This is a genomic window from Rhabdaerophilum sp., from assembly GCF_046092605.1.
Lineage (GTDB): Bacteria > Pseudomonadota > Alphaproteobacteria > Rhizobiales > Beijerinckiaceae > Rhabdaerophilum.
Genome location: NZ_JBJTDY010000027.1, coordinates 1 through 13,703 on the forward strand (window position 1 = coordinate 1; position 13,703 = coordinate 13,703).

General features: G+C 63.3%; 15 protein-coding genes and 1 pseudogene. 11 read left to right on the top strand and 5 right to left on the bottom strand.

Features of this window, described 5'->3' with window-relative positions; all coding sequences use genetic code 11:
- Window positions 1-137 precede the first annotated feature (137 nt).
- The gene (gene phaR, locus ACKODO_RS02860; RefSeq protein WP_408981944.1) at window positions 138-665 is read right to left on the bottom strand and encodes a polyhydroxyalkanoate synthesis repressor PhaR; all 528 of its coding nucleotides are present in this window, start codon (window positions 663-665) and stop codon (window positions 138-140) included.
- A 185-nt stretch (window positions 666-850) separates the two neighbouring features.
- On the opposite strand from phaR, the gene ACKODO_RS02865 reads away from it, so the two are divergent.
- The 3 genes from ACKODO_RS02865 to ACKODO_RS02875 all read left to right on the top strand — a co-directional run bounded on the left by ACKODO_RS02865 (window position 851) and on the right by ACKODO_RS02875 (window position 3,787).
- Window positions 851-2,029, top strand: a complete 1,179-nt coding sequence (locus ACKODO_RS02865; protein WP_408981945.1) for an acetyl-CoA C-acetyltransferase — start codon at window positions 851-853, stop codon at window positions 2,027-2,029.
- 92 nt (window positions 2,030-2,121) lie between these two features.
- The gene (gene phbB / locus ACKODO_RS02870; protein WP_408981946.1) at window positions 2,122-2,847 is read left to right on the top strand and encodes an acetoacetyl-CoA reductase; all 726 of its coding nucleotides are present in this window, start codon (window positions 2,122-2,124) and stop codon (window positions 2,845-2,847) included.
- An 85-nt stretch (window positions 2,848-2,932) separates the two neighbouring features.
- Window positions 2,933-3,787 (top strand): DMT family transporter, encoded by an 855-nt coding sequence (locus ACKODO_RS02875; RefSeq protein WP_408981947.1) that lies wholly within the window; start codon window positions 2,933-2,935, stop codon window positions 3,785-3,787.
- Window positions 3,788-3,792: 5 nt separating this feature from the next.
- On the opposite strand, the gene ACKODO_RS02880 is transcribed toward ACKODO_RS02875, so the two are convergent.
- The 3 genes from ACKODO_RS02880 to gloB are packed head-to-tail and all read right to left on the bottom strand — an operon-like array spanning window position 3,793 to window position 5,764.
- Window positions 3,793-4,557 carry a GNAT family N-acetyltransferase gene (locus ACKODO_RS02880; protein ID WP_408981948.1) on the bottom strand — a complete coding sequence of 255 codons (765 nt, stop codon included), beginning with the start codon at window positions 4,555-4,557 and terminating at the stop codon, window positions 3,793-3,795.
- Entirely contained in the window at window positions 4,554-5,009 is a 456-nt protein-coding gene (locus ACKODO_RS02885; RefSeq protein ID WP_408981949.1) for a cupin domain-containing protein, read from the bottom strand. The genes ACKODO_RS02880 and ACKODO_RS02885 overlap by 4 nt, the downstream gene beginning before the upstream one ends.
- A 35-nt stretch (window positions 5,010-5,044) precedes the next feature.
- Window positions 5,045-5,764, bottom strand: a complete 720-nt coding sequence (gene gloB, locus ACKODO_RS02890; RefSeq protein ID WP_408981950.1) for a hydroxyacylglutathione hydrolase — start codon at window positions 5,762-5,764, stop codon at window positions 5,045-5,047.
- A 76-nt stretch (window positions 5,765-5,840) separates the two neighbouring features.
- Between gloB and ACKODO_RS02895 the strand changes: the two genes are divergently transcribed.
- Window positions 5,841-6,611 (top strand): class I SAM-dependent methyltransferase, encoded by a 771-nt coding sequence (locus ACKODO_RS02895; protein ID WP_408981951.1) that lies wholly within the window; start codon window positions 5,841-5,843, stop codon window positions 6,609-6,611.
- 82 nt (window positions 6,612-6,693) lie between these two features.
- Here ACKODO_RS02895 and ACKODO_RS02900 read toward each other — a convergent pair whose 3' ends face one another.
- Window positions 6,694-7,302, bottom strand: coding sequence for a sigma-70 family RNA polymerase sigma factor (locus ACKODO_RS02900; RefSeq protein ID WP_408981952.1), 609 nt, complete (start codon window positions 7,300-7,302; stop codon window positions 6,694-6,696).
- A gap of 306 nt (window positions 7,303-7,608) precedes the next feature.
- On the opposite strand from ACKODO_RS02900, the gene ACKODO_RS02905 reads away from it, so the two are divergent.
- The 7 genes and pseudogenes from ACKODO_RS02905 to ACKODO_RS02935 all read left to right on the top strand — a co-directional run bounded on the left by ACKODO_RS02905 (window position 7,609) and on the right by ACKODO_RS02935 (window position 13,569).
- Window positions 7,609-8,217: an invasion associated locus B family protein gene (locus ACKODO_RS02905; RefSeq protein ID WP_408981953.1), complete on the top strand. Its 609-nt coding sequence runs from the start codon at window positions 7,609-7,611 to the stop codon at window positions 8,215-8,217.
- Complete coding sequence (gene rlmN / locus ACKODO_RS02910; protein ID WP_408981954.1) at window positions 8,205-9,470, top strand: 23S rRNA (adenine(2503)-C(2))-methyltransferase RlmN; 1,266 nt, start codon at window positions 8,205-8,207, stop codon at window positions 9,468-9,470. Before ACKODO_RS02905 ends, rlmN begins: the two co-directional genes overlap by 13 nt.
- Window positions 9,471-9,634: 164 nt before the next feature.
- Window positions 9,635-10,486 (top strand): YiiX/YebB-like N1pC/P60 family cysteine hydrolase, encoded by an 852-nt coding sequence (locus ACKODO_RS02915; RefSeq protein WP_408981955.1) that lies wholly within the window; start codon window positions 9,635-9,637, stop codon window positions 10,484-10,486.
- A gap of 155 nt (window positions 10,487-10,641) precedes the next feature.
- Complete coding sequence (gene ggt, locus ACKODO_RS02920) at window positions 10,642-12,381, top strand: gamma-glutamyltransferase (RefSeq protein WP_408981956.1); 1,740 nt, start codon at window positions 10,642-10,644, stop codon at window positions 12,379-12,381.
- A gap of 200 nt (window positions 12,382-12,581) precedes the next feature.
- Window positions 12,582-12,974 (top strand): IS66-like element accessory protein TnpA, encoded by a 393-nt coding sequence (tnpA, locus tag ACKODO_RS02925; RefSeq protein ID WP_408981957.1) that lies wholly within the window; start codon window positions 12,582-12,584, stop codon window positions 12,972-12,974.
- Window positions 12,971-13,354, top strand: a pseudogene (tnpB, locus tag ACKODO_RS02930) (IS66 family insertion sequence element accessory protein TnpB). The gene tnpA and the pseudogene tnpB overlap by 4 nt, the downstream one beginning before the upstream one ends.
- A gap of 62 nt (window positions 13,355-13,416) precedes the next feature.
- Window positions 13,417-13,569, top strand: a complete 153-nt coding sequence (locus tag ACKODO_RS02935; protein WP_408981958.1) for a hypothetical protein — start codon at window positions 13,417-13,419, stop codon at window positions 13,567-13,569.
- Window positions 13,570-13,703 lie beyond the last annotated feature (134 nt).

Here is a 13,703-nt window from a genome sequence, read left to right on the forward strand (position 1 = left end):
GCCATCCCTCCAGCGCGTTCCCCCATGTTCCAGCGCCAGTCCCCGAAGCGGTGAAAAACACGAAACGGAAAACCGTGACCAACGGTTGCTGGGAACGCCCAAACCGACGGGAAATTGCCCCTCATGAATAAGACGGGTTAGTTGTCCTTCTTGGGCTCACTGCCTGGCTTGGACGGCGGGAAACCGCCGAAAGAGAATGCGCGCATCGCCTCCTCGAACATTGCCATGTTGGCGCGCACCTGCTCATCCATCGCAGCCATGGCCTGCTGGCCCAAGGCTGCGGGATTGAACGCCGTGCCACCGAAACCCTTGGTCATCTGCTCGCGCAGCTTGTCCTGATCGGACATGAACCGCGTCAGTGACATTTCGAGATAGCGCGGCACAAGGGCCTGCATGTGGTCGCCATAGAACTGGATCAGCTGGCGCAGGAAGGTGATCGGAAGGAGGAACTGGCCCTTGTTTTCCTGTTCGAAGATGATCTGCGTCAAAACCGACCGCGTGATGTCCTCGCCGGTCTTGGCATCGGTCACGACGAAGTCCTCGCCGGCCCGCACCATCTGCGCGAGATCTTCCAGCGTTACATAAGAGCTCGTGCCCGTGTGATAGAGGCGACGATTGGCGTATTTCTTGATGATCGTCGCGGCTTTGGCGCCTTGTTCGGCCATGAACTCCACCATTCCCTCTTCTGGCGAGCGACCAATGCTGGCCGCCATTCGGTGATTGCAACCCCGCCCCCGACCATCGTCGTCATCCGGTTTTCTGTCTTGACGATGGTTGCTTGACCCGTCTCATAGCATTTAGGGTCAGGTCCTACAAATTCGTGTCATACGGCCGGCCGCAGGAGGAAAACATGGCTTCTCAATCGATCGTCATCGCGAGTGCGGCCCGCACCGCCGTCGGGGCCTTCAGCGGCGCTTTCGCCGATGTGGCGGCGCATGAACTGGGCGCCACGGCCATCAAGGGTGCCCTCGAGCGCGCCGGCGTCTCGCCGGCCGAGGTCGACGAAGTGATCTTGGGCCAGGTGCTCACGGCCAATACCGGACAGAACCCGGCGCGTCAGGCCGCGATGGCGGCTGGCATCCCGCAGGAAAAGACCGCCTGGGGACTGAACCAGCTCTGCGGCTCGGGCCTGCGCACAGTGGCGATCGGCATGCAGCAGATCGCGAATGGCGATGCCAGGATCATCGTGGCCGGTGGCCAGGAATCGATGACGCTCGCTCCGCACGCCGCCTATCTCCGCTCCGGCACCAAGATGGGCGAGATGAAAATGGTCGATACCATGCTGCGTGACGGCCTCTGGGATGCCTTCCAGGGCTATCATATGGGCCAGACCGCCGAGAACGTCGCCGCCAAGTGGCAATTGACGCGGGACGAGCAGGACCAGTTTGCCGTCGCCTCGCAGAACAAGGCCGAGGCGGCGCAGAAGGCCGGCAAGTTCAAGGATGAGATCGTCTCGCATACCGTGAAGACCCGGAAGGGTGATGTGCTGGTTGATTCGGATGAATATCCCCGGCACGGCTCCACGCTCGATGCCATGGCGAAGCTGCGCCCGGCCTTCATCAAGGACGGCACCGTGACCGCCGGCAACGCCTCGGGCATCAATGACGGCGCGGCCGCGGCCGTGCTGATGACCGAATCCGAGGCCGCGAAGCGCGGCATCACGCCGCTGGCCCGCATCGTTTCCTGGGCCACCTGCGGCGTCGATCCTTCGATCATGGGCACGGGCCCGATCCCGGCCTCCCGCCGCGCGCTCGAGAAGGCCGGCTGGAAGGTCTCGGATCTCGATCTCGTGGAAGCGAACGAGGCCTTCGCCGCGCAGGCCCTTGCCGTGAACAAGGATATGGGCTGGGATCCCTCGATCGTGAATGTCAATGGCGGCGCAATCGCCATCGGCCATCCCATCGGCGCCTCGGGTGCCCGCATCCTCAACACGCTGCTCTTCGAAATGAAGCGCCGCGGCGCGAAGAAGGGCCTCGCCACGCTCTGTATCGGCGGCGGCATGGGCGTGGCGCTCTGCGTCGAGCGCTGATCCTTCCCGAAATAGGCCCCGCGCGCCGGCTGGAACGAGCGCGCGGGTCAAAACCGAAGACCGGAAACGCCAGATAACGAGGGGATCGAACAATGGCACGCGTCGCATTGGTGACTGGGGGCTCGCGCGGCATCGGCGCAGCGATTTCGAAGGGATTGAAGGCCGCCGGCTACAAAGTAGCCGCATCCTATGCAGGCAATGACGAGGCTGCCGCCGCCTTCACGAAGGAAACGGGCATTCCCACCTACAAATGGGATGTTTCGGATTACGATGCCTGCGCCGCGGGCATCGCCAAGGTGGAAAGCGAACTCGGCCCGATCGACGTGTTGGTGAATAATGCCGGCATCACGAAGGACAGCATGTTCCACAAGATGACAAAAGACCATTGGTATGGCGTCATCAACACCAACCTCAATTCGCTCTTCAACATGACCCGCCCGGTCTGGGAAGGTATGCGCGCCAGAAAGTTCGGCCGTGTCATCTGCATCTCCTCGGTCAACGGGCAGAAGGGCCAGATGGGCCAGGTGAACTATTCCGCCGCCAAGGCGGGTGATATCGGCTTTGTGAAGGCGCTGGCGCAGGAAGGCGCGCGCGCCGGCATCACCGTCAACGCCATCTGCCCGGGCTATATCGGCACGGACATGGTGCGCGCGATCGCGCAGGATGTGCTCGAAAAGGCGATCCTGCCGCAGATTCCGGTGGGTCGCCTCGGCGAGCCGGAGGAAATCGCCCGCGCGGTGGTGTTCCTGGCGGCGGATGATGCCGGGTTCATCACCGGTTCGACACTTTCCGCCAATGGCGGGCAATACATGGTCTGAGCCCGGTTTTTCGGGGATTATCACCGGAAGGGCCGGGAATCCGGCCCTTTTCCTTTGCCCTCGCGGGTCTTAGACTTTTGATTTGATGCACGCTCTTTCCCGCCCCACCATCATCGGCATTGGCGCCATTGCCATCTGGGCCACACTGGCGCTGTTCACGGCGATGACGGGCAAGATGCCGCCGTTCCTCACCACCGCCATCTGCTTCGCGCTGGGCGGGCTGGTGATCGTGAGCCCGGCCGTGTGGCGGCGCGACTGGCTGAAGCTGAAACCCACCCTGCCGGCCTTCCTGCTGGGGCTCTACGGCCCGTTCGGCGACACGGTGATCTATTTCGCCGCGCTGAAGCTCGCGCCGCCGGCCGAAGCGAACCTGATCCACTATCTGTGGCCGCTCTTCATCGTGCTCTTCGCGGCGATGCTGCCGGGAGCAGGCCTACGCCCCCGCCATCTCATAGGCGCGCTGATGGGGCTTGGGGCGCTGCTTCTGCTGGTTGGCGGCAAGCTGGGGAGTGGGGCGACAGAGGCGGCCTGGTGGGGCTATGGCCTCGCATTGCTTGGGGCTGTCGTGTGGTCGAGCTATTCCGTGCTCTCACGCCTCGTCGCCTCATCCTCCACGGAGAGCCTCGGCGTCACGATCCTGATCGCGAGCGTGCTGTCCCTCCTCCTCCATCGCCTGCTGGAAGCGCCCTATACCGACTGGAGCTGGGAGAATGCCATCGGCCTGCTCGGCCTCGGCCTTGGCTCGCAGGGCCTCGCGCTGATCTGCTGGGATATCGGCATGAAGCGCGGCGATGTGAGCTTCCTCGGCGTCGCCTCCTATGCAACGCCGGTGCTCTCCACGGTGCTGCTCGTGGTGTTCGGCTTTGCGCCAGCAAGCCTCGCTCTTGCGGCGGCCTGCGCGCTGATCGTCATCGGCGCGATGGTGGCGCGCAAGGGCTGACCCTTTCAGCCCTTCAACCAGATCGTCTCGTAATGGTAGAGATCGCGATAGCCGAGCTTCTGGTAGAGCGCCCTCGCAATGCGATTGTTCGATTCAACCTGCAGGAAGCCCCTTGTCGCACCCGCCGCCACCGCTTCCGCGAGCAGGGTCTCCACCATGCCCCGCCCGATGCCCTGCCCGCGCGCGGCGGGATCGAGCATCACCGACGCGATTTCAGCATAACCGCGATCCACGGCCGTATAGCCAAAGCCGATGGCCCGGCTTCCCTGTCGCGCGGTCGCGAAGAAAGCAGGCACGCGGATGGCCCCGACGATCGCCCTGAGATGCGCGGGCGATCGCTTTTCCGGTGTCTGGAATCGTGAGATGCCTTCGAGCCATTCCGGGCCGGGTTTGCGCGCGATTTCAACATCCGTGCTGCGCGGGAAGGTGACGCCCGTGAAATCCGCGATCATGCCGAAGCTCGCATCCTTGAGAACATATCCGCGCCGGTCGAGCCGCTTGCGCGTGGCGCGGCTCATCAGGGGCGTATCGCGAAAGGTCGGCGGCAGGCCAGCCCCGCGATAGAGCTGCTCGATCACCGCAATGTCGGCTTCGCCCAGATACGCCCTGGTTTGGATGGCGGAAGCCGAATTTGCCCGGCCGGAATAGCCATGGGCAAAGCGCACGGCGAAACCGCCGAAGATCAGCGTGCTCCGCGCGGGCCAGCAATTCACGATGCGCTGCTCGCAAGCCCGCACCTCCGCGAGATCACCGTAGAGTTCGGAGCTCACGCGCCACCTTTGCGCGGCGTGGGGCGCCAGTTCTCCGGCGCCATTTCGAAGCCGGCAAACTCGAAACCCGGCGAGACCGTGCAGCCGACAAGCGTCCAGGCGCCGAGGCTTGTCGCACTTTGCCAATGGTTCTTCGGCACGAGGATCTGCGGCCGCTGGCCGGTGGCGAGGTTCGGGCCAAGGTGATGGGCGGCGGCATCATGCCCGTTGGGGCTGATGGTGATGACCATGGGAGCACCGGCATAATAGTGCCAGAGTTCGCTGGCATCGCAGCGATGCCATTCGGAAGCTTCGCCCGCTTCCAGCAGGTAGTAGATCGCCGTGCCGACCGAGCGGCCCGCCGCGTCTGTCTCTGGCTCGCGGAAGGTCTCGCGGAAATGCCCGCCTTCGGGATGCGGCTGCAGCCCGAGCAGGCGGATGATCTCGCGGGCGGAGAGGCTGGAATCAGACATCGAAAAATTCTCGAAAACCGGAGGCGGAAGACGGATCAGAACCTGTTCTTGGCCTCTCGTCGGGCCGCGAATTCCGCCAAGTCTTTCGCGCGCAGGAAGACGTTCGTCGCGCGCTCTTCCCGCACCGTCGTGGGCACGGTCGGGATGCCGCCGGCACGCATCGCCTCGATCATGCGAAGTCGCGCCCGGATCGAGGCGTTATCCGGCTCGGTGGCAGCCGCGAATCGCGCATTCGAGAGCGTGTATTCGTGGCCGGAGAAGATGCGGGTCGTTTCCGGCAGGCCACCGATGCGCCGAAGCGAGGCAAAGAGCAGATCAGGCGGAAGGTTGAAGATGCGTCCGCAACCCATCGTGAACATTGTATCGCCGACAAAGATCATTTCTTCAGCCGGCAAATGAAAACTGATGTGATCGATGCAATGGCCCGGCGTATCCCAGACCTCCACCGCGATCTCGCCAATGCTGAACCGGTCGCCCTCCCTCATGAAGCGATCCGCCTTCGGCAACAGATCGGCCGCGAGCGCCGGCGCGATCACCCTGGCTCCGTATTGGGCCACCAAAGCCGGAACGCCCGCGATGTGGTCGTGATGACCGTGCGTGATGAGGATGAGATCGAGACCCCAGCCGCGCTTCTCCAGCTCCGTCATCACAGGTTCGGCGGCCGGCGCATCGACGAGCGCGACCACGCCCGTCGCCTCATCGCGCAGCAGAACGGCGTAATTGTCGGCAAGACAGGTGAAAAGCGCGATCTCCATCGCTATTCTTTCTCAGTGTGGGGACAATCCATCCTTGCGCGCCCCATGCGCCTTGTCCAGTGAAAGAGCCAGCAGCGTGCAACCCGATGTCATCGATCTCCGGTCCTTCTATACGAGCCCGCTGGGACGGGTGGCGCAACGGATGATCCTGCGGGCCATCCGCACGCGCTGGACGAGCCTGCAAGGGCTGGCGCTGCTCGGACATGGTTATGCGATCCCCTATCTCGATGACCTGCGGGAAGGCACCGAGCGCACCATCGCCTTCATGCCCGCCCGGCAGGGCGTGGCGCCCTGGCCGCGCGGCATGCTCTCGGCCGTGAGCCTTGTCGAAGGCTCCGAACTGCCCTTGCGGGATTCCGTGATGGACCGGGTGGTGCTCGTCCATTCGCTGGAAGTATCCGACGACCCCTCCGCGCTGATGAGCGAGATTTGGCGCATTCTCGCGCCGGGTGGTCATGTGATGATCATCGTGCCGAACCGGCGCGGGCCGTGGGCGCGGGTGGACACCACCCCCTTCGGCGCCGGACAGCCCTTCTCGCGGCGACAGCTCACAGCGCTTCTGCGCCACGCGCTCTTCACGCCCTCGCATTGGAGCGAGGCGCTTTACGTGCCGCCGATCAGCCGGCGCTTCATCCTGCAGACCGCGATGGGTTGGGAGCGCCTCGGCGCGAGCCTGTCGCTGCCCTTCGCCGGGCTTCACGTGATCGAGGCGACGAAGCAGGTCTATCGCCCGGCCCTGGCGGGCAAGATGGCCCGCGTGCGCGGGCTGCTTCACCCGGTGCTCGTGCCGACGGGAGGCGCAGCAGCGGGCCGCAAAAGCGATGGCTTAGAGCATTTTCCGATCTGATCGAATGAGATCGGATGCTGTATCTTTTTATCTTGTCGCATTTTCTTTGCGCGAACCGGTATCCAATGGATCGGAAAATGCTCTAGCGCGATTCCTCCACGCCTGCCGCTTCGAGCCCGCGCCTGAGGCGCGTGAAGGCGAGGCGCAGGCGCGATTTCACGGTGCCCAGCGGGATGCCCGTGCGCTCGGCGATCTGGGAATGCGAGAGCCCTTCGTAAAAGGCAAGTTTCACGAGGCCCTGCTGCTCGTTGGGCAATTCGGTCAATAGGCCGCGCACGATGTCATCGCGCTGCTGGCCGTCAAAGGCCTGGTCGATCTGCCCCTCGGAAGCGATTTCGAGAATCGCGGGCGATTGCGGATCGACGTAATCCGTGCGGTCGCGCCGGCTGAGATCGATGCGGCGGTTGCGCGCGATACGATAAAGCCAGGTCGAAAGCGCCGATTTCGCGGGATCGAACAAGGAGGCCTTGCGCCAGAGCGTGATCATCACATCCTGCGCGATTTCCTCGGCCTGCGCGACATCGAGGCCAAGCCGCTGCAGATGCGCCTCGATTCGCGGCGCGAAATGGTCGAAAAGCGTGGTGAAGGCTTCCTTGTCACGGCTTTCCGCCACGCGCGCCACCAGACGTGACCAATCCTCGGCTCGCGAGCCGCCCGCGGAAGCGGATGCCGGGGGGTCAACTTTGTCCATGGCTTGGCCTCCCGACCTTATCGGGAGTAACTCCGTCACAAATAAGGCCTGGCTCAGATCTCGGTATCAGGCCGATCCGAATTTTTATTGTAACATGGTGGTGCCAAAGGGCGCGAGGAAATTCGCGACGATATGTCGTCTTGATTTTGCCCGCCCGATCGTTTCGACGGCGCATTTTTGCCAAAGTTGCGCTGAGATAAGGGAAGGTGGCGCTTCCCCCGCCAAGCGGGATGAGCTAACGCAGATTCGGGAAATCTGAGCCGTGCCATGGCCAGCCGTGGCAGGAAAAGGGCAGCAGGAGAGACGATGATCGGTCGAAAAATCGCGGTGCGGCAGGGCTCCCTTGCCGGGAAAGCGTCCCGTTGGGTGCTTGCGGCCGGGCTGGTTGCGGCCTGTGCGAGCGCGGCCGTGGCCCAGCAGCGCCCTCCGGCCAATGCCCCGGCGGCGACGGCGCAGCAGCGCGCAAATCCGAACGGGACCTTCGAACTCGGGACCTTCGGCGACTGGAAGGCGGCGATTTCCGGCCAGGGGCGTGCCCGTGTGTGCTATGCCTTGGCTTCGCCGAACGAGCGCCTGCCCAAGAATCTGAAGCGCGACCCCGCCTCGATCTTCGTTTCCACCCGCATCGGAGATGGCGCGAAGAACGAGGTGGCGATTCGCCTCGGCTTCGGCGCCAAGCCTCGGGAGGATGGCACGCTGACTATCGGCACCGCCAATTTCGCGCTGTTGACCGAGGGCGAGAACGCCTTTCTGAAGAACCAGGCGCAGGAGGTCCAGCTGCTCGAAGCGATGCGTCGGGGACAGAATTTGCTGATCAAGGTGACCTCGGCGCGCGGCAATGCGCTGACGGATCGCTACAGCCTGAAGGGTTTCGCGCAGGCCCTGGAACGCATGGCCAAGGAATGTCCGGGCTGATCCCCCCGAAAGCCGGAAGAGGAATGCCCGTGATTCCTGACCTCGCTGTCTCCTCCGCACCTGTCGCAGCTGCCGCCTTGCCGGTTACGGCAAAGCCGACGCTGGCTGGACTGCCGCGCGCGGCTCTTGCCGAGTTCCTCAGTGGGCATGGCGTACCGGAGAAGGAAATCCGCATGCGGGTCGGCCAGATCTGGCACTGGCTCTATGTGCGCGGCGCGACTGGTTTCGACGAGATGACCAATGTCGCAAAAACCCTTCGCGCGCTGCTGGATGCCAACGCGACTTTGGCCCGCCCCGAGATCGTGCGCGAGCAGGTCTCGGTCGATGGCACGCGCAAATGGGTGCTGCGGCTCCCTTCCCGCACCGCCCATGACAAGGGTGCAGAGGTCGAGTGCGTCTACATCCCGGAGAAGGATCGTGGCACGCTCTGTGTTTCCTCGCAGGTCGGTTGCACGCTGAACTGCTCTTTCTGCCATACCGGCACGCAGAAGCTCGTGCGCAATCTGGAGGTGAGCGAGATCGTCGGCCAGGTGCTGGTCGCGCGCGACCGCCTTGGGGATTATCCCGGCCGCACCCCGCCGGAAGGTGCCTTCGTGCCGAATGATGGCGGACGCTTCGTCTCGAACATAGTCTTCATGGGCATGGGCGAGCCGCTCTACAATTACGAGAACGTGCGCGATGCGATCGGCGTGCTGACCGATCCGGAAGGGCTGCAGCTCTCCCGGCGCCGCATCACGGTCTCTACATCCGGCGTGGTGCCGGAGATCGCCCGGCTCGGCACGGATACGGGCACGATGCTGGCGATCTCGCTGCATGCCACCAATGATCCGCTGCGCGACGTGCTCGTGCCGATCAACAAGAAATACGACATCGCCGAGTTGCTGCAGGCCTGCCGGAATTATCCCGGTGTGTCGAATGCACGCCGGATCACCTTCGAATATGTGATGCTCAAGGGCGTGAATGACAGCCTTGCGGAAGCGCGCGCGCTGGTGAAGCTGCTGAAGGGCATTCCGGCGAAGATCAATCTCATCCCCTTCAACCCCTGGCCGGGTTCCATCTATGCGTGCTCGGATTGGGAGAGAATCGAGAAGTTTTCCGATCTCGTCTTCTCCGCCGGCTATTCCTCGCCGATCCGCACGCCGCGCGGACGGGATATCCTCGCGGCCTGCGGGCAGCTGAAGAGCGATACCGAGAAGATGCGCGCCCGCGCCCGCCTGATGCTGGAAGAGCAATTGGCGCTCGGCGCGGAATAAGTGCGCTGCTGCGTCCAGATTCGTGTAAAGTTAATTTTCGTGTAAAGTTAATTTGAATTCAGCATGGAAATGCCCCGTTACACCCTCTATCGGCAGCGGTTACGTAAAGAAGAGCATGCTAAACTGTTCGCATTCATCGAGGGAATACTCGAGGGGAATGCGTTATGAATCTGCTCGGCCGCGCCATCGCGCGTTTTCTGGAAAAGCCGATCCGAGGCTATGAGCCGGCGGTCTCTCCGGATTTCAGCGTGCTGACTTCCGTTCTCAAGCCCGGTGACGTCGTGCTTGTCGAGGGCAATATCCGGGTTTCCTCGGTCATCAAATATCTCACGCAATCCACCTGGTCGCATTCGGCGATCTATGTCGGTGATTGCCTTTGTCGGGCCGAGCCGAATGGCGAGCCGCATGTGCTGATCGAGGCCGAAATGAGCGAGGGCGTGATTTCCTCGCCGCTTTCCAAGTATCGCAACACGCATCTGCGCATCTGCCGCCCCGTGGCGCTGAAGGGGGAAGACCTGGAGCGCGTGATCGGCTTCCTGAAGCATCGCCTCGGCCATGGCTACGACGTGAAGAACGTCCTCGACCTGATGCGCTTTCTCGTGCCGATGCCCGTCCCCACCCGTTGGCGCCGCCGCATGCTGGCGCTGGGTTCAGGCGATCCGAGCCGCGCCATCTGCTCCACGCTCATCGCCGAGGCCTTCCAGTCCGTGCGCTACCCGATCCTGCCTCGTGTCGAGACGGTCGATGGCCGGCGCAAGGTGAAATCCCGCTATGCCCGGCGGGAGATCCTGCATATCCGCCACCATTCACTCTACACGCCGCGTGATTTTGATATCTCGCCCTACTTCGCCATCGTGAAGCCAACGATCGAGAGCGGCTTCGATTACAAGGCGCTGAAATGGACGAAGAGCTTCGCGGTCACGCCCATGCGGGCGCAGCCGCAGGGAATCGAGCCGCAGCGGGGGCCGGGTGCGGGTGCCTCTGCCGTCGATTGGGTGCCGGCTGCCCCGCGCTGAGGCCGTTGCTTCGATACGCTGACGCGCTTTGCACGGGAAAGCAATCGACAAGGCCCTCCGGCCGGCTCCGGAGCATTTTCTTTGCGCGAACCGGTTCCCACTTCGCTGGAAATTGCTTTAGTCTCTCTGCTCCGTCCATTGGAGGGGAGGGTTCCATGCGCGTGAAATCATTTCTTGCAGCGCTGTTCGCGGGGTTTGGCGTCATCGGCCTTGCTGCCGCGCAGGCGCCCCCGCTCGCAGCTCCCCCGATCATCGCGCAGAATGCCCGCCTTCTGCCGGTTCTGGCGCAGAACGGCATGGTTTCCTCGCAGGAGCGGCTCGCGAGCGCCATCGGTGTGGATATCCTCAAGCGCGGCGGCAATGCGGTGGATGCGGCCGTGGCCGTCGGCTTCGCGCTTGCCGTGACCCTTCCGCGCGCGGGCAATCTCGGCGGCGGCGGCTTCATGCTGGTGCATCTTGCGAAGACCGGCGAGACGGTCGCCATCGATTACCGCGAGATCGCGCCAGCGGCGTCCACGCCGACCATGTTTCTCAATGCCGCCGGCGAACCGGACCCGCAGAAATCACGGGATTCGGGTTTGTCCGTTGGTGTGCCGGGCACAGTGCGCGGCATGGCGCTGGCGCTTGAGAAATACGGCTCCGGCAAGTTCACGCTGGCGCAACTCATCGAGCCTTCCGTGAAGCTCGCGCGCGAGGGCATTCCGGTGGCAGAGGATCTCGCGGATTCGCTGCCGGGCGCCATGGGTCGCATGAGCAGGTTCCCCTCCTCCATGGCGATCTTCGCGAAGGACGGCAAAGCCCTGCCGCGTGGCTCGATGCTGGTGCAGGCGGACCTCGCGAACACGCTTGAATCCATCCGCCAGCAGGGGCCGGATGCCTTCTACAAGGGGCGCATCGCCGAGCAGATCGTCGCCGCCGTGCGCGAGACCGGCGGCATCATGACCGTGGAGGACATGGCGAACTACAAGGCGGTGATCCGCCCGGCGGTGACAGGCAGATATCGCGGCTACACGCTTGCCTCCATGCCGCCGCCCTCCTCGGGCGGGGTGCATCTGGTGCAAATCCTGAACATTCTCGAAGGGTTTGACCTCAAGGCCATGGGCGCGGGCTCGGCCGCGAGCCTGCATGCCCTCGCGGAAGCGATGAAGCCGGCCTATGCCGATCGCGCCACCTTCCTTGGCGATCCCGACCGCGTGAAAGTGCCGGTGAAGGGCCTCACCTCCAAGGCCTATGCCGAGAAGCAGCGTGCCAAGATCGATCTCTCGAAGGCGAGCAAGGCAGATGACATCAAGGCCGGCGATCCCCTGCCACATGAGAGCGACCAGACCACGCATTATTCGGTTGTAGACAGCGAGGGCAATGCGGTCGCGAACACCTACACGCTGAATTTCTCCTACGGCATGGGCCTCGTGGCTGCCGGCACGGGCGTGCTGCTGAACAACGAAATGGATGATTTTTCTGCGAAACCCGGTGCGCAGAACGCCTATGGGCTCGTGGGGTCGGATGCGAATTCGGTGCATCCCGGCGCGCGGCCACTCTCCTCGATGACGCCGACCATCGTGTTTCGGGATGGCAAGCCCTTCATGGTCACGGGCTCGCCCGGCGGCAGCCGCATCATCTCGACGACCTTGCAGGTCATCACCAACGTGATCGATTTCGACATGAACCTCGCGGAAGCTGTGGCGGCACCCCGCATCCACCACCAATGGAAGCCGGATGCGCTGCTCGTCGAGCCGGGCCTGTCGCCCGATACCCTGAAGCTGCTCGCGGAGCGCGGCCAGAATGTCCGGCCCGGCGCGGTCTCGGGCTCGGCGAATTCCATCCTGCTGCAGGGGGGATGGCTGCAAGGCGCGGCGGATACGCGCCAGCGCGGCACAGCGGCAATCGGCTATTGAATGAGGTGAACCAGAGCGGACTCCGATCTGATTGAATGAGGCCGTCCGCTCTGATTTCTGATTATTTCACGCATTTTCTTCGACCAACCGGCGTGCAATGTAAGCGTCCGGTGAGCGCGCCTTTTCGATTTCCCGCGAACGGCTGAAGTTACGTCGCTAATTCCATATTTGGCGACGTCACGAGGTCTCGGGTGAGACGGTTGGAGATATTGACGGGGGTCGAGCGGCGCCGCGGCTGGTCAGAGGAGCAGAAGCGGGCGATCCTGCTCGAGGTCGCGACGAGCGGTCTGGGTGTTTCCGCCGTTGCGCGACAGCACGATATCCTGCCGCAACAGATTTATGCCTGGCGCCGCGCGTTTCGCCTTGCGGCAACGGGGGACCAGGTTACCCCGTCGTTCCTGCCGGTGACGATTGTCCCGACGTCAGAAGAACCACCGCGATCTGACCGGTCAGGAGAGTGTGAGAAGGCCGGCAGAGCCATCCGTGGCGGCAAGGTCGAGATCCGCTGCAAGGGTGGCCGTGTCCTGAAGTTCGACCATTCGCTCGATGCTGCGACCTTGCGGGCTCTGATCCGCGTGGCAGAAGAGGCATGATCGGGCCAGGATCTGGTGCCCGCGTCTATCTTGCCTGCGGGACGATCGATATGCGCAAGGGGATCGACGGTCTTGCGGCGCTGGTTCAGGCGGACTTGCGACAGAAGCCGTCCTCGGGCGCGGTGTTCGCCTTCCGTGGCCGGCCATAGGATTGCAGAACGCAATCCGTACCGGATTATTATGGTGACAGGATCAAGCTTCTGTTCTGGGACGGTCAGGGCTTCTGCCTCTATTACAAGGTTCTGGACAGGGGCCGCTTCCCCTGGCCCTCCGCTGCGGATGGAACGGCAAGGCTGACGGCAGCTCAGCTGGCGATGCTGTGGGAGGGGATCGACTGGCGACGACCATCCTGGTCGGCGCCGCCCGGAAGATCGGCGTAAAAACGAGTGATTCCAGCGTGATATGAGTGCCGCCATCCGGACAAATCGGCTATGCTTCGCTGATGATCCCGACCGCCTCCAACCTGCCTGATGATATCGAGGCCCTCCGGGCCATCATCGTGACGCAAGCGCGGGAACTGGCCGAACAGACCCGGCGGTTAGAGGCGCGGGATACCCTGATCGAGACCTTGAAGGCGCAGCTGGCGTCATTGTGATTTTGCATGGAATGTTGACCCTGTAGGACTGGGGATCGGCATGTAATTTTGACCCCCGTTTTCCTGCATGCTGCCGCTTTTGGAAGAGCGGTGGATTTCGGGGATGAAGGGCGTGGATACGATAGCAAAGGTCC

Bases quoted from the DNA above. Each gene is read 5' to 3' on its own strand.
- phaR (WP_408981944.1), bottom strand. From the start codon at position 665: ATGGCCGAACAAGGCGCCAAAGCCGCGACGATCATCAAGAAATACGCC.
- ACKODO_RS02915 (WP_408981955.1), top strand. From the start codon at position 9,635: ATGAATCTGCTCGGCCGCGCCATCGCGCGTTTTCTGGAAAAGCCGATC.
- ACKODO_RS02900 (WP_408981952.1), bottom strand. From the start codon at position 7,302: ATGGACAAAGTTGACCCCCCGGCATCCGCTTCCGCGGGCGGCTCGCGA.
- rlmN (WP_408981954.1), top strand. From the start codon at position 8,205: ATGTCCGGGCTGATCCCCCCGAAAGCCGGAAGAGGAATGCCCGTGATT.
- ggt (WP_408981956.1), top strand. From the start codon at position 10,642: ATGCGCGTGAAATCATTTCTTGCAGCGCTGTTCGCGGGGTTTGGCGTC.
- ACKODO_RS02905 (WP_408981953.1), top strand. From the start codon at position 7,609: ATGATCGGTCGAAAAATCGCGGTGCGGCAGGGCTCCCTTGCCGGGAAA.
- gloB (WP_408981950.1), bottom strand. From the start codon at position 5,764: ATGGAGATCGCGCTTTTCACCTGTCTTGCCGACAATTACGCCGTTCTG.
- ACKODO_RS02885 (WP_408981949.1), bottom strand. From the start codon at position 5,009: ATGTCTGATTCCAGCCTCTCCGCCCGCGAGATCATCCGCCTGCTCGGG.
- ACKODO_RS02875 (WP_408981947.1), top strand. From the start codon at position 2,933: ATGCACGCTCTTTCCCGCCCCACCATCATCGGCATTGGCGCCATTGCC.
- ACKODO_RS02865 (WP_408981945.1), top strand. From the start codon at position 851: ATGGCTTCTCAATCGATCGTCATCGCGAGTGCGGCCCGCACCGCCGTC.
- phbB (WP_408981946.1), top strand. From the start codon at position 2,122: ATGGCACGCGTCGCATTGGTGACTGGGGGCTCGCGCGGCATCGGCGCA.
- ACKODO_RS02935 (WP_408981958.1), top strand. From the start codon at position 13,417: ATGATCCCGACCGCCTCCAACCTGCCTGATGATATCGAGGCCCTCCGG.